Source organism: Paenibacillus sp. B-A-8 (assembly GCF_048572915.1).
In the GTDB taxonomy this organism is placed as follows: domain Bacteria; phylum Bacillota; class Bacilli; order Paenibacillales; family Paenibacillaceae; genus Paenibacillus_AQ.
Genome location: NZ_CP183882.1, coordinates 1077865 through 1101405 on the forward strand (window position 1 = coordinate 1077865; position 23541 = coordinate 1101405).

Annotated in this window: 21 protein-coding genes and 1 pseudogene; 18 read left to right on the plus strand and 4 right to left on the minus strand. The window is 42.8% G+C overall.

The window, feature by feature from the left end; translation table 11 throughout:
• The first annotated feature begins 245 nt into the window (after nucleotides 1-245).
• The 11 genes and pseudogenes from ACN6MV_RS04795 to ACN6MV_RS04845 all read left to right on the plus strand — a co-directional run bounded on the left by ACN6MV_RS04795 (nucleotide 246) and on the right by ACN6MV_RS04845 (nucleotide 10018).
• Nucleotides 246-1355, plus strand: coding sequence for a polysaccharide deacetylase (locus ACN6MV_RS04795; RefSeq protein ID WP_042124380.1), 1110 nt, complete (start codon nucleotides 246-248; stop codon nucleotides 1353-1355).
• Between the two features lie 210 nt (nucleotides 1356-1565).
• A complete protein-coding gene (locus ACN6MV_RS04800; protein WP_042124381.1) occupies nucleotides 1566-2336 on the plus strand; it encodes an amino acid ABC transporter substrate-binding protein in 771 nt (256 codons plus the stop codon).
• A gap of 29 nt (nucleotides 2337-2365) precedes the next feature.
• Nucleotides 2366-3025 (plus strand): amino acid ABC transporter permease, encoded by a 660-nt coding sequence (locus tag ACN6MV_RS04805; RefSeq protein ID WP_042124383.1) that lies wholly within the window; start codon nucleotides 2366-2368, stop codon nucleotides 3023-3025.
• 15 nt (nucleotides 3026-3040) lie between these two features.
• Nucleotides 3041-3793 carry an amino acid ABC transporter ATP-binding protein gene (locus ACN6MV_RS04810; RefSeq protein ID WP_419885820.1) on the plus strand — a complete coding sequence of 251 codons (753 nt, stop codon included), beginning with the start codon at nucleotides 3041-3043 and terminating at the stop codon, nucleotides 3791-3793.
• 167 nt (nucleotides 3794-3960) lie between these two features.
• The gene (locus ACN6MV_RS04815) at nucleotides 3961-4350 is read left to right on the plus strand and encodes a GntR family transcriptional regulator (RefSeq protein ID WP_076119847.1); all 390 of its coding nucleotides are present in this window, start codon (nucleotides 3961-3963) and stop codon (nucleotides 4348-4350) included.
• On the plus strand, nucleotides 4343-5245 hold the full coding sequence (locus ACN6MV_RS04820; protein WP_419885821.1) for an ABC transporter ATP-binding protein: 903 nt from the start codon (nucleotides 4343-4345) through the stop codon (nucleotides 5243-5245). The genes ACN6MV_RS04815 and ACN6MV_RS04820 overlap by 8 nt, the downstream gene beginning before the upstream one ends.
• Nucleotides 5220-7241: a hypothetical protein gene (locus ACN6MV_RS04825; RefSeq protein WP_419885822.1), complete on the plus strand. Its 2022-nt coding sequence runs from the start codon at nucleotides 5220-5222 to the stop codon at nucleotides 7239-7241. Before ACN6MV_RS04820 ends, ACN6MV_RS04825 begins: the two co-directional genes overlap by 26 nt.
• A 376-nt stretch (nucleotides 7242-7617) precedes the next feature.
• On the plus strand, nucleotides 7618-8421 hold the full coding sequence (locus tag ACN6MV_RS04830; protein WP_419885823.1) for a nucleotidyltransferase domain-containing protein: 804 nt from the start codon (nucleotides 7618-7620) through the stop codon (nucleotides 8419-8421).
• Between the two features lie 106 nt (nucleotides 8422-8527).
• Nucleotides 8528-8874, plus strand: a pseudogene (locus ACN6MV_RS04835) (hypothetical protein).
• Nucleotides 8875-8904: 30 nt separating this feature from the next.
• On the plus strand, nucleotides 8905-9459 hold the full coding sequence (locus ACN6MV_RS04840) for an RNA 2'-phosphotransferase (RefSeq protein WP_419885824.1): 555 nt from the start codon (nucleotides 8905-8907) through the stop codon (nucleotides 9457-9459).
• A gap of 37 nt (nucleotides 9460-9496) precedes the next feature.
• The gene (locus tag ACN6MV_RS04845) at nucleotides 9497-10018 is read left to right on the plus strand and encodes a mismatch-specific DNA-glycosylase (protein WP_042124400.1); all 522 of its coding nucleotides are present in this window, start codon (nucleotides 9497-9499) and stop codon (nucleotides 10016-10018) included.
• Between the two features lie 399 nt (nucleotides 10019-10417).
• On the opposite strand, the gene ACN6MV_RS04850 is transcribed toward ACN6MV_RS04845, so the two are convergent.
• Nucleotides 10418-11353 carry an MraY family glycosyltransferase gene (locus ACN6MV_RS04850; RefSeq protein ID WP_042124401.1) on the minus strand — a complete coding sequence of 312 codons (936 nt, stop codon included), beginning with the start codon at nucleotides 11351-11353 and terminating at the stop codon, nucleotides 10418-10420.
• A gap of 169 nt (nucleotides 11354-11522) precedes the next feature.
• On the opposite strand from ACN6MV_RS04850, the gene ACN6MV_RS04855 reads away from it, so the two are divergent.
• Nucleotides 11523-12221, plus strand: a complete 699-nt coding sequence (locus ACN6MV_RS04855; RefSeq protein ID WP_419885825.1) for a YjjG family noncanonical pyrimidine nucleotidase — start codon at nucleotides 11523-11525, stop codon at nucleotides 12219-12221.
• A 61-nt stretch (nucleotides 12222-12282) separates the two neighbouring features.
• On the opposite strand, the gene ACN6MV_RS04860 is transcribed toward ACN6MV_RS04855, so the two are convergent.
• On the minus strand, nucleotides 12283-13260 hold the full coding sequence (locus tag ACN6MV_RS04860) for a ring-cleaving dioxygenase (protein WP_419885826.1): 978 nt from the start codon (nucleotides 13258-13260) through the stop codon (nucleotides 12283-12285).
• 166 nt (nucleotides 13261-13426) lie between these two features.
• On the opposite strand from ACN6MV_RS04860, the gene ACN6MV_RS04865 reads away from it, so the two are divergent.
• The 3 genes from ACN6MV_RS04865 to ACN6MV_RS04875 all read left to right on the plus strand — a co-directional run bounded on the left by ACN6MV_RS04865 (nucleotide 13427) and on the right by ACN6MV_RS04875 (nucleotide 16552).
• Nucleotides 13427-14233, plus strand: coding sequence for an AAC(3) family N-acetyltransferase (locus ACN6MV_RS04865; protein WP_076119854.1), 807 nt, complete (start codon nucleotides 13427-13429; stop codon nucleotides 14231-14233).
• Between the two features lie 96 nt (nucleotides 14234-14329).
• Nucleotides 14330-15262 (plus strand): manganese-dependent inorganic pyrophosphatase, encoded by a 933-nt coding sequence (locus tag ACN6MV_RS04870; RefSeq protein WP_042124406.1) that lies wholly within the window; start codon nucleotides 14330-14332, stop codon nucleotides 15260-15262.
• A 183-nt stretch (nucleotides 15263-15445) separates the two neighbouring features.
• A complete protein-coding gene (locus ACN6MV_RS04875) occupies nucleotides 15446-16552 on the plus strand; it encodes a Glu/Leu/Phe/Val family dehydrogenase (RefSeq protein WP_419885827.1) in 1107 nt (368 codons plus the stop codon).
• A 239-nt stretch (nucleotides 16553-16791) separates the two neighbouring features.
• Here ACN6MV_RS04875 and ACN6MV_RS04880 read toward each other — a convergent pair whose 3' ends face one another.
• The gene (locus ACN6MV_RS04880; protein ID WP_042131856.1) at nucleotides 16792-17475 is read right to left on the minus strand and encodes a peptidylprolyl isomerase; all 684 of its coding nucleotides are present in this window, start codon (nucleotides 17473-17475) and stop codon (nucleotides 16792-16794) included.
• Between the two features lie 204 nt (nucleotides 17476-17679).
• Between ACN6MV_RS04880 and ACN6MV_RS04885 the strand changes: the two genes are divergently transcribed.
• On the plus strand, nucleotides 17680-18885 hold the full coding sequence (locus ACN6MV_RS04885; RefSeq protein WP_042124410.1) for an MFS transporter: 1206 nt from the start codon (nucleotides 17680-17682) through the stop codon (nucleotides 18883-18885).
• 94 nt (nucleotides 18886-18979) lie between these two features.
• Here ACN6MV_RS04885 and ACN6MV_RS04890 read toward each other — a convergent pair whose 3' ends face one another.
• A complete protein-coding gene (locus ACN6MV_RS04890; RefSeq protein ID WP_042124412.1) occupies nucleotides 18980-19384 on the minus strand; it encodes a hypothetical protein in 405 nt (134 codons plus the stop codon).
• 224 nt (nucleotides 19385-19608) lie between these two features.
• On the opposite strand from ACN6MV_RS04890, the gene ACN6MV_RS04895 reads away from it, so the two are divergent.
• Nucleotides 19609-21507: an ATP-binding protein gene (locus tag ACN6MV_RS04895; RefSeq protein WP_419885828.1), complete on the plus strand. Its 1899-nt coding sequence runs from the start codon at nucleotides 19609-19611 to the stop codon at nucleotides 21505-21507.
• Between the two features lie 113 nt (nucleotides 21508-21620).
• Nucleotides 21621-23531 (plus strand): ATP-binding protein, encoded by a 1911-nt coding sequence (locus ACN6MV_RS04900; protein ID WP_419886715.1) that lies wholly within the window; start codon nucleotides 21621-21623, stop codon nucleotides 23529-23531.
• Nucleotides 23532-23541 lie beyond the last annotated feature (10 nt).

Consider the following 23541-nt stretch of genomic DNA (forward strand, 5'->3'; position numbering starts at 1 on the left):
CAATAATTTACTAAAGTTGCTAATTTGGACACATCTATTTTGCGCAAAAGGACTGGAATTTAACCATTTTTTGTTGGTGTGTTAGGAATTAGTTAGAATACGTCATTTGCGAAAAATGTCGAAATATCTGTGAGTGTCAAAAAGGGTAACAAATTATTATGTATTAAGTTACAATCTCTCAAATTTCTTTCTATTAATCTATGGTAATGTTATAGATAAATATACGAGATGGGAGATTTTTTGAGATGTTTAAAAAGAAAGTGTGGCTATTATTTATAGTATTGTTCGTATGTACTGGTTTGGTACGAGAAATAGATTCAGTAGATGCTGCTGGTGCAGGATCCCTGAAATTAGGTGTAAATGATAAATTAACTGACATTGATGCAGTGTCGATAAAAGATACATATTTTGTTCCGTTACGTGATTTGTCTGTGGAACTGAATCTTCATCTAATCGCTCAGGGCGATGGCATTAATGTTAAGGGAAATAATGGATCTATTAAACTGCTGAATGATCACGCAACAGCTCTTCTTCCTAATGGAAAGACAATCGCCCTGAATACATTTATTAAAAATGGAAGAACTATGGTTCCGGTGAAAATGACAACTTATCTTGGATTCTCAATTTCGTTTAAACCAGCTCAATCTTTATTAAGAGTTCATAATTCCGGGGCTAAATTAGACGACGCTGCATTTGTGAATCAACATAAAAAAGCTTTGCAACAAAATGTAACTACAGGCACGAACGGTAAAGTTGTTTATCTTAGCTTTGATGATGGCCCATCCGCTACAACCTCTCAACTACTTGATATCTTAGCTAAGTATGATGCGAAAGCTACGTTCTTCATGCTAGGAAATAACATGAACGCACATGCGTCTCAAGTGAAACGATTAGTGAAGGAAGGACATGCACCTGGTTTACACGGTATGACACATGTGAAAGATAAATTTTATGCTTCTCCTGCTTCTGCGTTAAAAGAAATGAATGACGATAATGCCATTCTGAAGAAGATTACGGGTCAAAGTACAACATTGATTCGCACACCTTATGGTAGTAAACCTTATTTAACCAAATCTTATAGAGATAAGATACTAACACAAGGATATCATCTGTGGGATTGGAACGTTGACTCTGAGGATTGGAGATTTAAGAATGATAGTAACTCCATCTATAATACGGTTATGAGAGAGGTTCATAATCTGAAGAAGAGCAGCCCAGTGGTTCTAATGCATGATCAAAAGGCTACACTTAAAGTTCTTCCACGCATCCTAGAGACACTGAAGAAAGAAGGCTATGCGTTTCATATTATTACTTCGGATATGGAACCTAACAACTTCTGGAATGATAAACGTTAATTCTGGATACTAAGATCAAATGATTCCTATCATTGAGGCGACAGATCTAATCTGTCGTCTCTTTTTGTTGTCTGAATCTTTGTAGATTTGACACATGTAGGCTTCTCTAATCTATCGACGTAGTTAATCTGTCGTGTTATCATGATACTCTGATAACGTATTAGCGAACTAAAGCACACGCAGTTGTGTCAACGATGGGGGATAAAAGAGATGAAGAAAAATGCATTGCTAATCTTATTTATGATCATGGTAATTGGAGCTTTATCAGGCTGCTCATCTTCTGGGAGTAAGGATGGAAAGCTGGTGATCGGGATTGATGATAAGTTCGCTCCGATGGGCTTTAGAGATGAGAACAATGAAATTGTTGGGTTTGATATCGACTACGCCAGAGCTGCAGCTGAAAAAATGGGTAAAGAAATTACTTTTCAGCCTATTGACTGGTCCGCTAAGGAGTCAGAACTGAATAGTGGTCGTATTGATATGATTTGGAATGGCTATACCATCACAGATGAACGCAAGGAAAAGGTATTATTCACGAAGCCTTATCTTGAGAATAGTCAGGTAGTAGTCGTATTAGCGGATTCCTCTATTTCAAAGCTTGAGGATTTGGCTGGTAAAGAGGTAGGGCTTCAAAGTCTATCCTCCGCTTCCGATGCTTTAAATGCTAATCCGATTAAAGACCAAATTGCTAATCTGTCGGAATTTCCGGATAACGTCCTAGCGCTCACTGACTTGAAGACTAAGCGTCTGGACGGTGTTGTGATTGATGAAGTTGTAGCTAGATATTATATGTCAAAAGAGCCGAATACCTTTAAGCTGCTAGATGAATCGCTTGCTCCTGAGCAGTACGGTATTGGAATAAAGAAAGGCAATGAAGCCCTGCTAGAAGAACTTCAAAAGGCTTTGGATGAAATGAACAACGATGGAACGGCTGAGAAGATCTCCACAAAGTGGTTTGGTGAAAATAAGGTATTGAAATAGAAGGTCAATATACAGAGTTTATTGGAGAAATGAAAATGGATTATATTATACAAATTTCCGGGCCGATGTTAGAAGGCGCGCGTACAACTGTTTTATTGTTCCTTATTGTTATTTTAGTGTCGATTCCGCTCGGGTTCCTAGTCACTTTGATGGCGAAGAGTGTGATCAAACCCTTGGCATGGATTGCACATACTTATATTTATGTCATGCGGGGAACCCCTCTTTTACTGCAATTGTTATTTTTTTGCTTTGGCTTACCACAGATTCCGGTGATTGGTCAGTATCTGGTTATGGATCGCTTCGTTGCTGCGAGTCTTGGATTTATTCTTAACTATGGAGCATATTTTGCAGAGATCTTCCGTGGGGGCATGCTCTCCATTGATAAAGGGCAGCATGAAGCAGCTAAGGTGCTAGGACTGAGTAAATGGCAAACGCTGCGTAAGGTAATTCTGGCACAAATGTTCAGAGTAGCTTTGCCAGCTGTGGCCAACGAATCAATTTCATTAGTAAAAGATACGGCACTACTGTATGCCGTTGCTGTACCTGAGCTACTGAACTATGCCAAAACAGCAGTAAATCGAGACTTTACAGTAACTCCCTTTGTAGTAGCGGGCGTGATTTACTTACTGATGACGCTAGTGCTTACTTTATTCTTCAAAGCACTGGAGAAACGTTTTAAATTTGAGTAGAAGGACTGTCCGAATATGAGTAGCATGATAGAAGTAAGGGATTTACAGAAATCCTTCGGCAATTTGGATGTATTGAAGAAGGTTAGTTTCAATATCGAGGCGGGTGAAGCTATTGCTGTTATCGGGCCTTCGGGTTCAGGTAAGAGTACGATGCTACGTAGTTTAGTACATCTAGAGGAAGTTACAGGCGGAAGCATCTCGATCCAAGGCAAGCCGCTCGTTGAGAATGGGAAATACGCTAGTGGAGCAAATATTCGTGAGATCACGGCGTCCATGGGAATGGTGTTTCAGCACTTTAACTTATTTCCACACCTAACGGTGCGGGGCAACCTAGAGCTAGCTCCAAGGATGCTGAAGCGGGAGAGCGTGAAGAAGATTACGGCTAGAAGCAAGGACTTGCTCTCTAAGGTAGGTCTTGTTGAAAAAGCGGATGTGTATCCTGCTAATCTCTCCGGTGGACAGAAGCAGAGGGTTGCCATTGCGAGAGCGTTAATGTTGAATCCGGATATTTTATTATTTGATGAACCCACCTCCGCGCTTGATCCCGAGCTTACAGGCGAGGTGCTACGTGTTATCCGTCAGCTTGCTGAGGAGAAGATGACGATGATTGTTGTCACTCATGAGATGAACTTTGCTCGTGACGTAGCGGATCGTGTGATATTCATGGATAACGGTGAGATAACGGAGTCTGGAACACCGGAGCAGATTTTTGACAATCCGCAGCAGGAGCGAACCCGGGTTTTTCTGAGCCAAGAATCGAGGGTGTGAATACCTCAGCTGATAAATTGTCTATTTATGAGAAAAAATCCCCGCAGTGGCTATATAACTGCTGGGATTTTTTGCGTTGACATAAAGAACAAACTGTATTAATAATAGTAGTACAGTTAATACACGTCATAATGGGTTTATTGTAAGATAGTGGGAGGAGGAAGATTATGTTCGAATTGGATGTTCGCAGTCGCAAGCCGATTTATGAGCAGCTGACCGACAAGGTCAAGGAGATGATTTTACATGGTATTTTGCAGACTGATGAACAACTGCCCTCGGTAAGGACATTATCCCAACAGCTAACCGTGAATCCCAATACGATTCAGAAGGCTTATCGTGAATTGGAGCGTGAAGGGTATATCTATTCATTGCAGGGGAAAGGCAGTTTTGTAGCCCCAATGAAAAAAGAACAAAATGAGGCCAAAAAAGCTGAAGTCCGAGATGCGCTCCTCAGACTGATGGCGGAAGCGGTATACCTTGGATTCACCGCAGCTGAGATTAGTTCATTGTACGAACAAGTGGGGAAGCAGAGAGAAGGAGGGAAGAGCGATGATTGAGATTCGAGGAGTCAGCAAGTTATTTCAAGGCGAGAAGGCAGTCGACGATATCTCTTTAACAGTACATAAAGGAACCATATATGGGCTGCTCGGGTCTAATGGCGCGGGTAAAACTACGCTGCTGAAGACCTTGGCGGGCATTTACTCTCCAGATAAAGGGACTGTGAAGGTGGATGGTGAAGTGGTGTTCGAACACCCGAAGTCTAAGCAACGGGTTATTTTTATGCCGGATTCTCCGTACTTTTTCCCGCAATCTACAATGCTGCAAATGGCAGCCTTCTATCGCTCGATCTATCCGAGTTGGAATCAGAAGCGTTTTGAAGATTTGGGAACTGTATTTCAGCTCGATAAGAAGCGTAAGCTTAGTCGTTTCTCCAAAGGAATGCAGCGGCAAGCGTCATTCTGGTTATGTTTAAGTTGTATGCCGGATGTGCTTATTATGGATGAACCGATTGACGGGTTAGATCCAGTCATGCGGCGTCAGATCAAAAATCTGCTGTTTCAGGAGGTAGCTGAACGTGAGCTGACAGTAATCATATCCTCGCATAACCTTCGTGAGATTGAGGACCTGTGCGATCATGTCGGAATTATGCACGGCGGGAAAATGCTGATTGAGAAGGATCTCGATGATCTTAAGGCGGATACACATAAGATTCAAGTGGCATTCCGAGATGAACGGCATGAAATTCCGTTAGCAGCGAAGCTGCAAATTCTGCATCAAGAGCGCCGGGGAAGTGTGAACCTATTCATTGTAAAAGGGGACCGTGAACGGATCAAAGCGGCTTTTCAGGTATACGAGCCATACGTATTCGATTTGCTTCCATTGACGTTAGAAGAGATCTTTATTTATGAAATGGGGGATGTCGGATATGACGCGCAGCCGTTACTACTTTAATAGCAGTGTTTTTCGTCAAAACTTCCGCCAGCACGGCTGGATAGGGATTATATATGCACTTGGCTTATTGTTCGCACTTCCATTGCAGCTCTTCATGAGCAATAATCCGAATGCAAAGCCGCAGGAAATTGATCATTTATTTCGAATAGCTGGTAGTGTGCAAGCATTGTTCATTATTACGGTCCCTGTTGCGGCTGGACTATTCTTATTTAGATACCTTCAGGCGAAATCACCCTCAGATCTTTGGCATAGCTTGCCTTTACGCAGAGAGCATTTATTTACAGCTCATCTGACAAGTGGACTTACCTTACTGTTGCTACCGGTTTGGTTAACTGCTGGGGTGGTTGCGGTTGTTAAGTCATGGAGTGGTAATTTTTATATTTTTCAGGGCGCAGATATTTGGCAATGGTGTATCACAGTTAGTATTCTGACTTTGTTTCTCTTCTGCTTTAGTGTTTTTGTGGGAATATGCACAGGTCAATCTATTCTTCAGGGAATTATCATTTATATTTTGCTTATTCTACCTGCTGTACTGATCTCATTAATCAATAGTCATTTAGCCATGTATCTTTATGGTTATGCGAATGCAAATGTAAACTTACGTGATTCTAGTTTGCAGATGTGGTCTCCATTTGTTCATATTGTATATTATTATACCGGCAAACCATTCACCAATACAGAATTATGGGTTTATGGTGTATTGTCACTTTTGTTTATTGGACTATCCTATCTTTTATACCGTAAACGTAATACGGAAAAAGCTGGTCAGGCTATCGCTTTTGGATATTTCAACCCGCTGTTTAAAGCAGGGGTTATGTTATGTGCCATGCTTATTTCCGGTAATTATTTTGCGCAAATGAAGCAACAGCAAATGGGCTGGGTGATTAGTGGATATGCCATTGGAGCCATTATTGGTTATATTGCTGCAGAAATGATTATTCGGAAAACTTGGCAGATTATGACGCGTAAAGTGGTAGCCGAGTTTGCAGTTTATGCAGTAATGTTAGGGCTGCTTGTGTATATCCCAGTATCAAGTGTTACCGGGTATGAAGCTAGAGTGCCTTCTAGTGATAAGATTAGCGGTGTTTATATGGGATCTAACTATCGGATGTATACCCCAACGGATGATTTGTACACTACACCCTATATGGGACAGGACCCATTTTCCAATAATAAAGATTATATAGAAGCTGTCCGTAAACTTCATCAAGCGGTAGTTGCAGTACGCCCAGAGCTTAATTCACAACAATACGTTTATGAATATTTTACTCTGGCCTATCAATTGGAGAACGGTGACAAGCTAGTGAGGGAATACTGGATTCCTAACAAGGGATTCGAAGCAGAACTTAAGACGATTAAGGAGACCGAGGACTTCAAGGAAGAAAAGTATAATTTAACTCTGTTAGATAGAGATCTAGATTATATGTGGATTACCAACAGGAATAAGAAGGTGGCGGTCTCTGATCCTTTACAAATTTCAGAGCTAAAGGCGATTATTAAACGTGAAATTTTGAATATGTCCTACGAAGTGCAGATAGACAAGGACAGAAAACCTGATGTGGCTAATATCCAAACTGAGGTAAAGGTAAAAGAGGAAAGTAATCAGCCAACTTCAAGTTATGGTTATTATTATCCGTGGAAGTCATCTTTTCATGAGTTAGAGAAATGGATGATTGATAAAGGATATGCGGATAAAATCCGGACAACCGCTGAAGATATACAATCGGCAGAGATAATAAAAGATGACTTTATGGATAAGCAAACACCTAAGAATCCTACCAGTCCTGAACAAAGAGTAGTGCTTGCACGTGAAAAGAATCGTACAGTTGTTACGAAGGATAAGACGCTATTAACGGATATTTTAGATCATCGTTTCAATTATGGAGTTGAGAATGGCAACTATATTGTGAAGCTGCTGTATAAAGAGGGTTATAGTGATTTCGTTATGTTAAAAGCGTCCGATATGACGCCTGAATTGAAGGCATTACTGAAATAAGGTAAGGGATAGTGGTAAGTAGAAGACTACAGAGAAAAGACTACTGGTTGACAGAAACTGGATAGTTAGATTATGCTTTTGGAGATATGTTAGGTAATAAATGGAACTGAGTGTATACAAAATGATCAGGGGGTAAGGACAGATGAATGAGAATAAGAATAATCAGCTTTCGTTTTCGTATAATTTTTTTTCATATGTTCGTCCATCTCTCACCTTGGCTTACAGGTCAACCTCAGAACCAGTGTATTCATTTCCGGATAAATAACATTTCATTATTACTCGGTAAATATAACTGTAATCAGGTTGAAGCCCGACCATGGACGATGGAGTCCGTGGTCTTTTTTGCATATTCAGAAGTTAAAAGGGAGGAATTAAGATGAAGGGGATTCATCAATCGGTCATTCAGCAGCTTCGGACTATCGAATCTGAAGAAAATGTTCGCATTCTGTATGCATGTGAATCGGGTAGCCGGGCCTGGGGGTTTCCATCCAAGGATAGTGATTATGATGTTAGATTCCTATACATACGGAGACCTGAGGTGTATTTATCCATTTTTGAGCACAGAGATGTAATAGAGCGGCCGATCAATGAGATGCTTGATATTAACGGTTGGGACTTGAAGAAGGGGCTTAATCTATTTCGTAAATCTAATCCGCCTCTGTTGGAATGGTTAGAGTCTCCTATCCGCTATGAAGAGAAATACGCTGTAGCCGAAAAGATCCGTGCGCTCTCACCACAAAGCTTTTCACCAAAATCATGCATTTACCACTATTTGAACATGGCGCGGGGAAATTACCGGGATTATCTGCAAGGCAGTGAGGTTAAAATCAAGAAATATTTTTACGTATTAAGACCACTCTTAGCATGCGCTTGGATTGAAAAATATAACGAAGTGCCACCACTCGATTTTAACTTCCTTGTACAGGATCTGATTCCGCATGGTTCTGAATTACAGGAAACCGTACAGAACCTGTTATCTCGCAAAATGTCAGGTGAGGAACTAAATCTGGAGCCGCGCTTGGATGTAATCAACATGTACTTGGAGGAACGAATTGTTCATTATGAGGCGGTTGCTTCTGCTTTTGAACAGAGCGTGGGTGTTATGGATGAAGCGCTAGATGTCTTGTTCCGATCAGCACTGATAGAGGTCTGGGGGGAAACGGGGCAGTGGAGCTGGTAAATCAGAATTTCAATAATTGTTAATTAAGGAGAGGTGAAGTTTATGCATTTGATCATCAAGGCGACAGGTGCAGGTTGTTAAGGCAATGATTGCGGAGAAAAAACATATGGGCAGACCGACGCTAGGCACGATTTATACACGTACAGGCCGAGCTTTTTTTGATAGGGATACTGAATCGGAAGTGTTACGCAGGATGAACGAAGATCTCGTACGGCGAATTATTTTGCGAACAATAACACCGATTTGCTGCTCCTAGACGCGGAGATCGTACCGTGTAACTTGAAAGCACGCGAGCTGATTTCCTCCCAAAATGCCCATGTCGCTGAAGCTGCTTTACTAGATCGGGAACATCTATTGGGAAAGCTGCGTGAGGCTGAAAGATCAGGGCGAGATGTTACCTCGTGGATAATGGAAATGGAGGAGAAGCTCCGGAATGCGGCTGTAGAAGAATAGAAATGAGTTGTGAATAGAGGTGGTAATATAATGTTGAGCAACGCTACAGAAGTGTCGTTAAGTAAATTTATGACTAAATTGCTCCGGCATACTCCAGAGCAGTATGGCCTTATTTTGGACCCTGAGGATGGTTCCTGTACGTTAGACGAATTGATGTCCGTGCTTGTGAAGTCTCCTAGATGGTCTGAGGTAACTGCGGGAGATATTCGGCAAGTGGTTGCAGGCTGTGAGAAGCAACGGTTTGAAATTGAAGGTGAACGAATCAAAGCGCGGTATGGGCATAGCCATACGAAAATCACTTATGAGCCGGGGACTCCTCCACCTACGCTATATCACGGAACCCATTCTGGTGCGCTTCCTGTCATTATGGAGGAAGGACTCCGACCAATGGGACGGCAGTATGTTCATTTGTCCGAAGGGACTCATTTTGCCAGTCTGGCTGGAAGTCGTAGAGGGAAATTGATTCTGCTGACAGTTGATACGATTAGCGCTGGTCAAATGGGTGTAACCTTTTATTATGCAGGCAATGAGGTCTGGCTGGCGGAACCAGTTCCGCCTTCCTGTCTTAGTGTTTACACCCAATAGCGAAATAAGAACGTCGTTTGGTAGGAGGTAAAATCACATGGATGAAATTCCAGATCATTTAGATCACGGACTACAGATCGTATTTATAGGTTTTAACCCGAGTATCCGCTCAGGTGAAGTGGGGCATCACTACGCAAATCCGCGTAACAATTTCTGGAGAATCTTGCATCAGTCGGGACTTACGCCTCGGTTGTACGACGCTTCTGAGGACGGGGAGCTGCTTAAGCTGGGTTATGGTTTTACGAACATTGTTGCTAGGCCTACACGCGGAATCGATGATATTACTCGTGAGGAATATAATGAGGGCCGCGAATTACTTCGCTCCAAGCTGGAGTTATATCGCCCACAGGTGGCTTGCTTCGTTGGAAAAGGTGTATATACAGAGTTTAGCCGGAGGAAAAAAGTCGATTGGGGATTCCAAGGAGATGTGTCTCCTACGGTAGATGGTGTACGTGAATTCGTCGCCCCCTCTTCCAGTGGATTGGTTAGAATGCCGATGGATGAGATCATTGGCATTTACAGTAGATTGGCTGAGTTTACGCAAGAAAGTGACATCTGAGATGATGTGATGTGTTTGGATGCGTAGGCAGGGAGTTAAATTTGGGATATGAGTAGATACACTGAAGAGAACATTGATTAGTGAACTAAGTAGAGGTGCGATTAGTGGAATCATTGAATTGAGACTTTGCGAGTGTAGCTAACGTACTCAGGTGTCGTTATAGGAAGGGAATCGTCGACGAATAACGCCTCCTGGGTCAGATAGCCCCAAGCTTGGTTAGATCGGCGTGCGCACCACAGCCCAACTTAGATCCTGAGGACCTTAATAATCCGGAACCTTCAAATAGCTTCAAACAAGAAACGAGCAAGTCTCCATACTGGAAACTTGCTCGTTTTTATTCCTTCAATGGCCTTCTTGATGATACTTTGCTTATAACGATATTCCTTCGCTAACAATACATCAAGTCTCGATCAACAACAGAATGATAGAGGATAAAGATAGACAAACGCTGATCAAGCATAACACGGCAACGACTTGCTTCTGGCTCAGACCTGCACGGAGCAGGCGGTAATGAGCCTGGGTAGCATCAGCCTGATAAATAGACTTGCCTTGGATAAAGCGCTTGACGACGACAAAAATATTGTCGAAGATCGGAACGCCCAGCGCCAGAATCGGGATGAATAGCGACAGGGCTGTGGCTTGCTTAAACGCGCCGTCGAGTGCTATTACCGCAAGAATGAAACCGAGGAAGGTTGCCCCGGCGTCGCCCATAAAGATTTTGGCAGGCGGTTTATTATAGCGTAGATAAGCAATGGTAACGCCGACGAGTGCAATCGCCATAATCGCAGAAGAGGATTGCCCCTTAGTTAATGCGACAATAAATAGTGTTATAGCTGAAATAGCAGTCAAAGCACCAGCCAAACCATCCATGCCGTCCGAGAAATTAATGACAGTGGTTACGCCAAAGATCCAGATAATCGTCAGCAGAAACTGTAATACTACGGGTAGAACGATATAATCCCCTGAGAAGGGGTTGTAGAAGCCTGTAAATGCGTTGCCAGAAAGATATACAAGGACAGCCGCACTAACCTGAACAATCATTTTTGGCAGTGCCGGGAAATCTTTACCTTTTGTTTTGTACCAGTCATCTATGGTACCTATGGTTAGCAGCAGCACGCCTCCTGCAAACAGTGCGACGGTCTCCATGGAGAATTCACGGGCAAATACCAGATAAGTGATAAAGAATCCGATGAATATGGCGTAACTGGCCGTTAGCGGTATAGGTTCTCTATGGATTTTACGCTCAACGTCTTGACGAGGCTTGTCCACAAAATCAAGCCGGAAAGCCAGTCTGCCGAGCGGCGGAATTAGAAAGTATACGATAGAAAAAGACATTAGAAACGATAAAACGTATAATATGACGCTCACCACCGTTTTCTTTTTAAAATAACACAGTTCGCTTAAAACTACCTTAAAAAAGTAAATTTTTGTCGTCTGGCTGATAAGTTGACTTGATTGTATCACTGTAGTACCTTTTTGAGAAAAGAGTTTTGGGGGATATTGTATGAAATACGACGTTATTTTATTCGATGCTGATGATACACTGTTTGATTACGGAATGGCAGAAAGCCACGCACTATCTAACGCATTCTTACACTTTGGTTTGCCAACAGGTGCTAAGGACTATGCTGCCAGTTATCAGGAGATCAACCATGCGCTGTGGCGGGATTTGGAGCAAGGGAAGATTAGTTCGGCGGCATTACGTGTGGAACGGTTCAATCGGTTATTTGCTGCAAATGCGCTGGAGCTGAATCCTGAGGCTTTTAGTGAAGCCTATCTACGTTTCTTAGGCGAGGGAACTTTTCTGATTCAGGGAGCGATTGAGCTGTGCGGGGAACTTGCGGACTGCCGATTAGCAATCATCACGAACGGAATTAAAGAAGTGCAAACCTCCAGAATTCAAGGTTCGCCGCTTAGTGAAACATTTGAGCAGATCATTATTTCTGAGGAGGCTGGCTGTCAGAAGCCGGAGACAGGGATTTTTGATTATGCTTTTGCTAAATTGGGGATTTCGGATAAGGAAAAAGTGCTGATTGTTGGTGACTCCTTAACCTCTGATATCCAAGGCGGAATCAATTATGGGATCGATACTTGCTGGTTTAACCCGTTGGGTAAAGAGAACACATCGGCTGTTCAACCGAAATATGAAATTCGAGATCTGTCGGAGCTATTAGACATTGTAGGGAAGATGGCTAATCATTAATGAAAAATAAGGTGTGAGCGCATAAGCGACTCACACCTTTTGTTAAACGAACTGAAGAATCTTACTGCCGAGTATTCAGCGGTTTAAGATAAGCTTCGATTTGCTCACGTTTGGATTCAAGAAAAGGTGGCAAGGCAAGGGATTCGCCAAGGCTTTCCATCGGTTCATCAGTAGCAAAACCAGGTCCGTCAGTAGCCAGTTCAAAAAGAATACCGTTAGGCTCACGGAAATAAAGGGAGCGGAAGTAGAAACGATCCACGAATCCGGAGTTAGGAAGCTGAGCTGTGCGTATATGTTCGACCCATTGCTTCAATTCCTCCTCATTATCCACGCGGAATGCGACATGGTGCACACCACCTCGTCCTAAATGCTCCTGATCTAGATCATTACGTTCCTCCAGGTGAACTTCTGCGCCCGATCCGCCTTCTCCAGTCTCGAATACGAGCACATCTGGCTGGCCCGCTACGCTTGAAGGATAAGTGCCTTTGCGGCGGAAGCCAAGCAATTGCTCCAGTACAACCGCTGTATGCTCTGCACTTTCAACAGTAAGATGTGCGGGACCTAGACCGATAATCCCGTACTCAGCAGGTACTGGGCTTTTGGCCCAAGGCGTTCCGCCGGCTACACCGTAATCATTTTCGTCAGATACGAGAATGAAACGTTGCCCTTCGTGATCGCGGAAGGATAAAGTCTGGCGACCGCCGAGTGTTTGAATCGTTCCGTGCTCTACGTTAAGCTCAGTGAAGCGTTGCTCCCAATAGGTAAGTGCGGCATCGCTCGGTACTCGAAGAGAGAGCGCGGAGATGCTGTTATTACCTTCACGGTTGCGACCCGCCATCGGGAGTTCGAAGAAAGTTAATTCGGTTCCGGGATTACCCTTCTCATCACCATAGAATAAATGGTACACTGAAATATCATCCTGATTTACTGTCTTTTTAATGAGACGCAGTCCAAGGATTTCGGTGTAGAACTTGAAGTTTTCCTGCGCTTTGCCTGTAATTGCGGATACGTGGTGCAGTCCTTTTAATGTTAAAGTCATGTGAAATTACCTCCGTGTAAATGCTGAATGTGAGCAAGTTATATTGTGATCGTTCAATAATTAGTGAATATTATTAAGTTACTATAATTTTAATAGTAAATTAAAACAATTGCAAGTTTATATTTATGAATCGCAAAATCTAATCCATACATAAGGAGAGCGTACAATGCACACAACAACTAGCTTGATGAAACAATTGCAGGAGCTGAAGCTTGATCCACACGGAACCATTCTGGTCCACTCTTCATTAAAAAGCGTTGGCGAAGTAGATGGAGGTGCGAACACAGTACTGGATGTACTCAGTGAATATATGAAGGACGGACTGCTCGTATTGCCAACTCATACATGGGCTTATATTAATGCGGATAATCCGCGGTTCTCAGTTCTAGATTCCCCATCTTGTGTAGGTATATTACCGGAACTGTTTCGTAAACGTCCTGATGTCATTCGCTCTTGGCATCCGACACATTCTGTAGCGGCTTTAGGTGCAGATGCTGAGCAGTTCACTACGGGGGATGAACGCTGGGATACGCCGTGTGCCCGTGGCTCAGCATGGGGCAAGCTGCTTGATCGGAAGGCGGAAATTGTACTGCTGGGCGTTGATCTGCGGCGGAATACGTTCATTCATGGCATTGAAGAGTGGGTCGATATTCCAGGTAGAATGACGGATAGTCATGAGGAGTTATACACGGTGACACCGGATGGAGATGAAATCATGGTGCCTTCCCGCAGACATTGTGGTCTCTCTTGGTCGGAGCATTTTTGGAAAGTGGAACGCGAGCTTGAGGAAGGTGGTGCCATGCGAAAGGGGAAATTTGGAGATGCGCTGGTTAGGGTATGCGGGACGGTAGAAACTACGAATATTCTGAGTCAGATGTTGAAGGAAAATCCAGATCTTTTCTCGGACAATGAACCGCTGCATGGTGAAACCAAACCAGATCCGCTTCCAAAGACTAGACGTGAACAGCCTTAGAATGGTCATAAAGCATTTTTTCAAACTGGACAATCTGGAAGCCGCTATCAATGTATGGTATATTAATCTCACTAAAACATAGTAAGGAGATTGGAAATGGAAAAAACTTTGGTTTTTGGACACAAAAATCCGGATACGGATACCATTTGTTCTGCAATTGCTTATGCTGCACTCAAAAAGGAATTGGGTTGGGATGCTGAGGCCGTTCGTCTGGGCGACGTTAGTGGTGAAACGCAATTTGCGCTTGATCATTTCGGAGTCGCTGCTCCTCGTCTGGTAGAGAACGTAGCTGGTGAAGCCAATCAGGTTATTCTTGTTGACCATAACGAACGCCAACAAAGTGCGAATGACATTGATCAAGTACGTGTGGTTGAAGTTATCGACCATCACCGGATCGCAAACTTTGAAACTGCACATCCGTTGTACTATCGTGCTGAGCCAGTAGGCTGTACAGCTACTATTCTTAACAAGTTGTATAAAGAAAACGGAGTTGCTATCCCTAAAGAAATCGCTGGATTGATGCTGTCTGCCATCATTTCCGATTCCTTGTTGTTTAAATCACCGACATGCACAGCGGAAGATGTAGCAGCAGCACGCGAGCTTGCTGAAATCGCTGGTGTAGATGCAGAAAGCTACGGTCTTGATATGCTGAAGGCTGGCGCAGACCTTAGCGACAAGAGTATCGCTCAACTGATTTCCTTGGATGCAAAGGAATTTAAAATGGGTGAATACAAAGTAGAAATCGCACAAGTAAACGCGGTGGATGTTAATGATGTTCTCTCCAAGCAAGCCGAACTGGAAACTGCACTTACTTCCATTATTGCTGAAAAAGAATTGGATCTGTTCCTGTTCGTAGTTACAGATATCCTCAATAACGATTCCGTAGGTCTGGCTCTGGGCCGTGTTGCAGGAGCAGTAGAACAGGCGTACAACGTGAAGCTTGATGACAATAAGGCACTTCTCAAAGGTGTAGTATCCCGCAAATCGCAAATCGTACCTGTTCTTACAGAAACCATTGCTAAGCTGTAACGCATGCTGACCCTTGCACTCTATTCTGTGCAGTAGCATTCATATAAGAGCCGCGTCATCCATTAGAAGTTATGAGGGTGACGCGGTTCTTTTTGTTTTACGACGCATTCTGCTACAATACTTTGAGAGGTAAGAGTAATCACCAACATGTGGAATATAACAAAAAGACAGGGGATATTAAGAATGGAATTGTTTGCAGCATTGGAGCGGGACGATTACGAAGAACTGTTGTTTTGTCAGGATAAAGCATCAGGGTTAAAGGCTATCATTGCCATTCATGACACAACACTGGGGCCCGCACTGGGTGGTACACGGATGTGGACCTACGCTACAGAAGAGGATGCAATTGTTGACGCACTTCGATTAGCAAAAGGAATGACATACAAAAATGCAGTATCGGGTCTGAACTTAGGCGGTGGGAAGACAGTAATCATAGGAGACCCCAAGAAGGATAAGAACGAAGCGATGTTCCGTGCTTTCGGAAGATACATACAGGGCTTGAATGGACGCTATATAACTGCCGAAGATGTTGGCACAACAGAAGAAGATATGAACATAATCTATCAGGAGACAGATTATGTTACAGGTACATCACCTACATACGGCTCCTCGGGCAATCCGTCACCAGCTACGGCTTATGGCGTATACCAAGGGATGAAGGCAGCGGCCAAAGCGGCATTTGGCAATGATTCACTCGAAGGGAAGACTGTCGCTGTTCAAGGCGTTGGAAATGTAGCTTTTTCACTCTGCAAGCACCTTCATGAAGAGGGCGCTCAGCTTATTGTAACCGATATTCATAAAGAAGCTGTGGCGCGCGCGGTAGAGGCTTATGGTGCTAAAGCCGTCGATCCCGCAGATATTATCAGTGCAGATTGTGATATTTATGCTCCATGCGCACTCGGAGCAACGATCAATGATGAGTCTCTTCGGGTAATTAAGGCGAAGGTAATCGCAGGTGCGGCCAACAATCAGTTAAAAGAGGCCTATCACGGCGATACTCTTCATGAAATGGGCATTGTGTATGCTCCTGACTATGTGATTAATGCCGGTGGCGTTATTAATATCGCGGATGAGTTGAACGGTTATAATAGGGAGCGTGCGTTTAAGCAGGTTTCGAAAATTTATGATAACATCACCCGCGTACTGGAAATCTCACGTCTAAATGGGATTCCAACTTCTGTCGCGGCAAATCAGCTTGCAGAGGAACGGATATCCTTATTAAGAAATACTCGTAGTACTTTCCTGCGTAACGGCCAACATGCTCTTAGCAGAAGATCACTACGGGGATAAGTTGCATAGGTACTTAAATTAGTCTTTTCACATAAAAGCGCCATTGTCGTCCCTAAAGGACGGTAAGCTTATATTTTCAAAAAAAACTCGGTAGTCCCTCCGAATCACATTCCGGATGGGAGCATACCGAGTTTTTTTAAATATAAGAATTTATAAGTTTCACGCTATATATTATCCTTATATTTTTTCTCGCATAAACGTTTACCGTCCGTTAAGGACGCCGAAGGCGTTTTTGCTCGTTATTGTACCTTTTGTGGTTCCGGGTAAGTGACGCCCAGTGTGTCGACGGTTACTTTCTTCATCACCGGTGGCTCTTCCGGACGATCTGAACTGTCTGTTTTCAAACCAACAATAGCTTTAACCACGTCCATGCCTTCGGTAACTTTACCAAAAGCAGCATAGCTTCCATCTAAACTTGGATACGCTGCATCCATAATAAAGAACTGGGAACCGGCAGAATCTGGAGCCTGTGATCTTGCCATGGACAGAACGCCCTCTGTATGCAACAAGTTATTAGTAAACCCGTTTCCGGAGAATTCTCCAGCGATACTATACCCTGGGCCACCCATACCTGTACCATCAGGGTCACCGCCCTGAATCATGAAGTCAGGAATTACTCTATGGAATATGGTGCCGTCATAAAATCCTTTTTGAATCAGTGAGATGAAATTGTTCACAGTGTTAGGGGCAACTTCAGGATAAAGCTCGGCTTTGATGATGCCACCGTTATCCATCTCAATGGTCACTATGGGGTGGCTTGCTGTAGCTGAAGGAAGTCCTTCGTTAGCCCCGGAATTTGTCTCAGTGCTTGTGTTATTTCCTGCTGCTCCGCTGCTGCTTCCATTATTACTGCTGGCATTGTTATTGGTAGGCTTATTCCCGCAACCCGCTGCAATAACCATCACCAGGCATAACATGACCATTAGGATAGCAGATCTTGCTCTTGTAAACTTCACTAATCAATCTCTCCTTTTTCTTGAATAATCTCGTAGGTACTTCTCATAATAACCTCTTTGTCCCTTTACATGCAAAGGTCAGTTGTGACTTGTGGGATTGGCACATTCTTAAAAGAGGTTTACAATAATAGGAATGTTTCCGCGAGAACATCAAGAAAGGATGTGTAGATCATGCGCTTTTCATGGAAACGGAACTTAATCGTGCTTTGGGTGGGTGTCTTTTTTTGTAGTACGGCGTATTCGATCTCTATTCCGTTCCTCTCTATTTTTTTGAGTGACGAGCTTGGGGTTACGAATCATTTGGAAATTTGGTCTGGGGTTAGTTTTGGCATAACCTTTCTAGCCAGCGCTTTAATTTCTCCCTACTGGGGTTCCCTCGCCGACAAATACGGTCGGAAGCCGATGCTTATTCGCTCGGGCTTTAGTTTGGCAGCCTTATATCTGATTAATTACTTCGTGCATGATCCTTATGTCTTTCTAATCGTGCGCGTACTGCAAGGGCTGCTCGCTGGATTTGTTCCCGCTGCGATTGCCATGGTGGCCACGAACACTCCTGAAGATAAGACAGGATACGCGCTGAGTATTATGTCTACGGCCGGAGCAACAGGTAGTATCATTGGTCCGTTGATCGGCGGTTTAGTGAGTTTTTACACTAGCAATCGGGTTGCTTTTTTATTCTCAGCAGGTATTGTGCTTGTTTCGGCACTTATCGCTACTTTCTTTGCTAAGGAGGAGAACTTTGATCGATCTGCTCCGAGATCCCATGTAAGTGATGATATCAAGGAAGCGAGAAGTAATCGCGCATTTATGACTTTGCTATTGTTGGCGGGGATTAGCACCTTTTCAGTTATGATTCTGGAGCCGCTTATTCCGATACATTTGCTAGACATGGGAATCGCCAAAAGCAGAGCCTCGCTTAGCTCAGGAATTGTATTCTCTGCTGTGGGTATTGCTACTGTGCTAATGGCTCCGCAGTGGGGTAGAATCGGAAGCCGTAAGGGCTTTGGAATGATCTTGTTCATTGGTTTAATTGGTGGAGGTATCGGTAATATTCTGCAGTTCTTTGTTACAGGTTATGTGGAATTCGCCGTTCTTCGTTTTGCTTATGGCTTGTTTTATGCCGGTGTACTTCCATCTGTAAATGCAATGATTGTACAAGTGATTGAGCCCGGATTTCGTGGACGTGCTTTTGGTCTCAATCAAGCGGCATCTCAACTCGCGACAATGGCCGGGCCTATTATAGGCGGCTTACTTGGGGCATTTATCCAGATTCGTTGGGTGTTTGTAATCAATGGGGTGATGCTGCTTGTAGCAGCGGTATTGGTGAAGACCCGCAAGCTGGATGCACAAATCGCAGCAGCACGTTCAGCAGAATAACCATAGTGCTTCAATAGTAACCCTTACTGAGGTCAGCACTTGTATTGAAAAACAAATAAAGCCGCCGGATTCTAGCCCGGCGGCTTTATTTATTCTAATCTCCATGTGATCCGTTTAAGACGTCTGTTCCGGGCATGCCATCCACTGGCGGTGAAGCAGGATCGATGATGGATCCAGGATACACCTCATCTGCATCGGGAATATCCTCCAGTGGCGGATCCTCCTCTTCCATCTCTAGTAGCTCCTCGTCCTCAGCATCATCCATATCCCTGCTTGTTAGTCCTGCCGTTTCAGCAGCCAGGAATGCATCGGATTCCAGTAAGTCATTTCTTTCGAGTGTTTCCTCAGGTTGGTTTAAACCAATATCCGCCGCCAAATATTTATCTCCAACCAACACGGGGTCGGCATCTTCATTGACAACATCATCTACATCAATATCTGCTTGTATATAACGCTCATATACAAAATCGGCTTCAGTTTTATTAGGTGTATCTTCCATAGCCGTTCACTCCCTCAGTAGGATAAGATTTGGACTTCTCTTATGTATCTTTACCCGAATGCCTATGATCGAATCGTTTTACAAATAATCAGGGAATTAACGCTGATAAATAACGTCTTTTTTCGAGAAAATTTACAAGAATAGGCAGGAATAGTGCGAACGTTGTCGAAATTAAGAATCATATATGATCATTTAAACAACTAATGAATTACTGAGGTGCTACGATGAAGTTGCCAAAACCAAAGATAGCGGCTACTTTGCTATTATTTCTATTGCTAACAGCAATAGTGCCTTACGGTGCGGCGATAGTGAGTGCTGGATCATCAGACTCTGCGCTGCCGTGTTGGGAAATTAGATTTGGAAATACTGAAGTAGAGACTGTCGAAGAAGCTGTAGCAGCTTCAGATGATGAATGGATTCGCGTAACGCCTCAAGATAATAAACCAGAGACACCAAGAGGTGTATCCTCAGCGTGGCTCCGGTTTTCTTTGCCGCAATTAAGTGACAAATCAGCATTGTTCATTAATAAGATATATGGAAATAGCGTTAAGGCTTATCTGAATAACGCGTTAGTATACGATTCTGAGGATAAGTATAATTTCAACGGCAGCAAAATTCTAATTCCTCTATCCAAAGAAGATGGAGGGCAAAAACTATACATATGGACCCAGGGAGGAAGCAAGGATTTAGGGATTGAAGGCGAAATTAGAGTAGATCGTTATAGTACGTTGTTGTCCATTTATGTGAAGCAGGGCTTACTGGATATCATCATTGGGACGACGTTTATCTTTGTAGCTATTGTGCTCTTGATTTGCTCGCTATTCATGAGAAAAGGATTTTTTACAGACGGATTTTTACTGGTGCTAATTCTTTTATCCATTGGAGTAATAGTGGTTACGTATTCTTCGTTCTTGCCGATCGTCCTCGGTGATTATGGGAAAATCGTGCTTGTATTTTTTGATTTAGCTTTGTATACCTTATTACCATCCTTAACATTTTATTTTGAGAAAATTTTCGGTTCAGGGAAAAAACAAATCGTCACCCGATTCCGTAAATTTCAAATGGTTTATTCTATATTCTGTTTTTCTCTAATGGTTGTTAATATCCTTCTGTCGTATCAGCTGGAAGACTTTTATAGATTTATGACAACTAACGTTCTAGGCATCTTTATGATTTTGCAATTTATATTATTGGTAAGCTTGGCGTTTATTCATACTTATCGCGGTAATGCAGATGCCATTGTTTTCACTACAGGGTTTACTATATTTTCCTTTGTATCTCTTACTGAATTGGTCGTGTACTACATATCCAGAGAATCCTATCAATTATATTGGTGGAAGTGGGGGTTGATGTTTTTCGTATTATCTTTAATCGTCATTCTAGGGAGAAGGTTTACGAGAAACCATGAACAACTCGTTGAATATTCTCGTAGGCTTGAGAAGTTCAATAATGATTTGCAGCGCTCCGAGAAGATGGAGATTATTAGTGAATTAGCGGCTTCTGTAGCGCATGAGGTACGAAATCCCTTGCAGGTGACCCGTGGTTTCCTTCAGATCCTAGGGGAACGGTCAGATCATAAGGAGAGGGAATATATGCAGATGGCCATCGCAGAACTGGATAGAGCCACAGTTATTATTTCAGACTTCCTTACCTTTGCTAAGCCGGGCTTGGAGACTATTGAAAGGCTTGATGTATCCGAAGAGTTACGCCATGTTTCTGGTATTCTTTCTCCGCTTGCCAATTTACAAGGGGGAGTGATTGAACTCAACCTACAGTCAGATCTCTGCGTAATTGGGTCATCTGCCAAATTCAAACAAGCCTTTATTAATATTATAAAAAATAGCATCGAAGCTTTGCAGGATAATGGACTGATTAGAGTTACAGCCTGGGAATTCGGAGCTCATGTAATGATCAGTGTACGTGATAACGGGGAAGGGATGAATGGAAGTGAACTAGCCCGATTGGGTGAGCCTTATTACTCTAATAAAACAAAAGGAACAGGGCTTGGACTTATGGTCACCTTCCGAATTATTGAAGCGATGGAAGGGACAACGGAGTTTCAAAGTGAGAAGGGAGAAGGGACGGAGATTATCATTAAGTTACCAAAGTATAGAAAAATTTAGGAGAAATTTATGATTATTCCGTTTTTTAGGAGGAAAGGGTAGTGTAGTGAGCGAAGTAGTACACACAGAATATTGTTTCTGAAACTTCCTTCTGAGGTGCCTATATGCGCTTGATGGTTAAAATACTCCACATTGTTATCATCCTTTCTTTCCTCTGGATAGGTTTAGATTCTATTATTGTATCGGCGGCAAACCCATATTCATCTCAAGAAATTACAAAGTGGCAAATGAAATGGGGGCCTGAAACAGGAAATACAGAAAAAGAGGTTCCGTGGAGTGAAGGCCAGCAAAGCTGGATGAACGTAGATTCTAAGAAGGGAATCCCAGATTTACCTTCAGGGGTATCCTCATCTTGGACCCGTATTGCCTTACCTGATCTTACATATGTATCTCCTTCGGTGTATATCGATACTTTATATGCTCTTGATGTGAAGGTTTATGTGGAGGACCGTTTGATCTTCGAGGAAGATCGTAATTATATCAAGGATAATTATTCTTTGCTGTTGCCTTTAAGTAAAGAAGATAACGGGAAAACACTATATATCTGGACAGCAACGATGCAAGACAGAATCGGAATTAAAGATAGTGTTGTGATTGGTGAACACAGTCAATTAATAAATAAATATATTGAGAATGGACTAAGCGATGTGATTCTGGGCTGCGCTTTTTTTCTGGTGGCCATCGTTCTATTTATAAGTGCCTTTTACATAAACAAAGAATATTTCTCCAGTGTTGCCTCATTAGCAGTGGTTATAGCGTCTACAGGCATCCTTTCATTAACCTACTCCCCCTTCATTTATACCTTTTACAGTAAATTGGGACCAATCAGCAATGTCTGCTTGGACTTAGCCCTTTTTTCACTTTTACCGGCCCTCACCTTTTTATTTGAAAAGTTATTCGGTTGCGGTAAGTTCAGTATCATTCAAAAATTCCGTAAATTTCAAGTCCTTTACTCCTCTTTTTGTTTCCTATGTCTTTTTATCAATCTCCTATCGAATAATCGTTATATTGAGTTCTATTATTTTGTTTCTACCACTATTATAGGGTTCATCTTCATTCTCCAATTCATCCTATTAATCGTATGTGTGGTGATGTTCTCACTTAAAGGAAATAAAGATGCTGATGTTTTTGCTATTGGATTTGGGATCGCTGCGTTTACAGTAGTTGCAGAGCTACTATGGTATTACATCCAAAAAGGGAACTATGATTTGTTCTTGTGGAAGTGGGGGCTTGTTGTTTTCATTATTTCCTTGATCGTAATTCTGGAGCGGAGATTGGCCTATAGCCATCAACAGGTTGTTAATTATTCTAGAGAATTAGAGCGTTTCAATAATGAATTGGAGCGTTCAGAAAAAATGGAGATCATTAGCGAGCTTGCTGCATCCGTAGCCCATGAAGTGCGAAACCCACTACAAGTAACTCGAGGCTTCCTTCAGCTGATTAGCGAGAAGTCCGTTAACGAAGAACAAATTTATATGTCAATGGCCTTAAGCGAACTTGATCGCGCATCTAATATAATTACCGATTTTTTGACCTTTGCTAAACCGGAATTTGAGACGATCTCTAGCCTGAATTTATATGATGAATTTAAGCATATTGAGAGCATTATGCAGCCTCTTTGTCACATCAATGGAGGAAAGATGATTCTGGATGTATCCGGTCCATTATGGGTAAAAGGAAATTCCTCGAAGTTTAAACAGGCGTTCATCAACATTATCAAGAACAGCATTGAATCTTTCAGGGAGGAAGGGTTCATTTATATGTCGGTGTACGGCGAAGATGATAAAGTGATTATTCACATCAAGGACAATGGGGAGGGAATGGACGCTGATGTTCTGCACCGACTCGGAGAACCGTATTTCACGAAGAAAAATAAAGGAACAGGATTAGGCTTGATGGTCACCTTTCGTATCATAGAAGCTATGCATGGCGAAGTAAGATTTACAAGCAAAAAAGGAGTAGGAACCGAATCCATCACCATACTGCCATTGGCAGAAGCTCCGGATGATTCCTACTCCCTATGAGGTTAATCTT

What these genes read in the sequence shown, in the direction of transcription:
- ACN6MV_RS04850 (WP_042124401.1), bottom strand. Translation starts at nt 11,353, where the DNA reads ATGTCTTTTTCTATCGTATACTTTCTAATTCCGCCGCTCGGCAGACTG.
- ACN6MV_RS04795 (WP_042124380.1), top strand. Translation starts at nt 246, where the DNA reads ATGTTTAAAAAGAAAGTGTGGCTATTATTTATAGTATTGTTCGTATGT.
- ACN6MV_RS04900 (WP_419886715.1), top strand. Translation starts at nt 21,621, where the DNA reads ATGGTTAAAATACTCCACATTGTTATCATCCTTTCTTTCCTCTGGATA.
- ACN6MV_RS04805 (WP_042124383.1), top strand. Translation starts at nt 2,366, where the DNA reads ATGAAAATGGATTATATTATACAAATTTCCGGGCCGATGTTAGAAGGC.
- ACN6MV_RS04810 (WP_419885820.1), top strand. Translation starts at nt 3,041, where the DNA reads ATGAGTAGCATGATAGAAGTAAGGGATTTACAGAAATCCTTCGGCAAT.
- ACN6MV_RS04895 (WP_419885828.1), top strand. Translation starts at nt 19,609, where the DNA reads ATGAAGTTGCCAAAACCAAAGATAGCGGCTACTTTGCTATTATTTCTA.
- ACN6MV_RS04880 (WP_042131856.1), bottom strand. Translation starts at nt 17,475, where the DNA reads ATGGTCATGTTATGCCTGGTGATGGTTATTGCAGCGGGTTGCGGGAAT.
- ACN6MV_RS04890 (WP_042124412.1), bottom strand. Translation starts at nt 19,384, where the DNA reads ATGGAAGATACACCTAATAAAACTGAAGCCGATTTTGTATATGAGCGT.
- ACN6MV_RS04820 (WP_419885821.1), top strand. Translation starts at nt 4,343, where the DNA reads ATGATTGAGATTCGAGGAGTCAGCAAGTTATTTCAAGGCGAGAAGGCA.
- ACN6MV_RS04885 (WP_042124410.1), top strand. Translation starts at nt 17,680, where the DNA reads ATGCGCTTTTCATGGAAACGGAACTTAATCGTGCTTTGGGTGGGTGTC.
- ACN6MV_RS04845 (WP_042124400.1), top strand. Translation starts at nt 9,497, where the DNA reads ATGGATGAAATTCCAGATCATTTAGATCACGGACTACAGATCGTATTT.
- ACN6MV_RS04860 (WP_419885826.1), bottom strand. Translation starts at nt 13,260, where the DNA reads ATGACTTTAACATTAAAAGGACTGCACCACGTATCCGCAATTACAGGC.
- ACN6MV_RS04855 (WP_419885825.1), top strand. Translation starts at nt 11,523, where the DNA reads ATGAAATACGACGTTATTTTATTCGATGCTGATGATACACTGTTTGAT.
- ACN6MV_RS04815 (WP_076119847.1), top strand. Translation starts at nt 3,961, where the DNA reads ATGTTCGAATTGGATGTTCGCAGTCGCAAGCCGATTTATGAGCAGCTG.
- ACN6MV_RS04830 (WP_419885823.1), top strand. Translation starts at nt 7,618, where the DNA reads ATGAAGGGGATTCATCAATCGGTCATTCAGCAGCTTCGGACTATCGAA.
- ACN6MV_RS04840 (WP_419885824.1), top strand. Translation starts at nt 8,905, where the DNA reads ATGTTGAGCAACGCTACAGAAGTGTCGTTAAGTAAATTTATGACTAAA.
- ACN6MV_RS04800 (WP_042124381.1), top strand. Translation starts at nt 1,566, where the DNA reads ATGAAGAAAAATGCATTGCTAATCTTATTTATGATCATGGTAATTGGA.
- ACN6MV_RS04875 (WP_419885827.1), top strand. Translation starts at nt 15,446, where the DNA reads ATGGAATTGTTTGCAGCATTGGAGCGGGACGATTACGAAGAACTGTTG.
- ACN6MV_RS04865 (WP_076119854.1), top strand. Translation starts at nt 13,427, where the DNA reads ATGCACACAACAACTAGCTTGATGAAACAATTGCAGGAGCTGAAGCTT.
- ACN6MV_RS04825 (WP_419885822.1), top strand. Translation starts at nt 5,220, where the DNA reads ATGACGCGCAGCCGTTACTACTTTAATAGCAGTGTTTTTCGTCAAAAC.
- ACN6MV_RS04870 (WP_042124406.1), top strand. Translation starts at nt 14,330, where the DNA reads ATGGAAAAAACTTTGGTTTTTGGACACAAAAATCCGGATACGGATACC.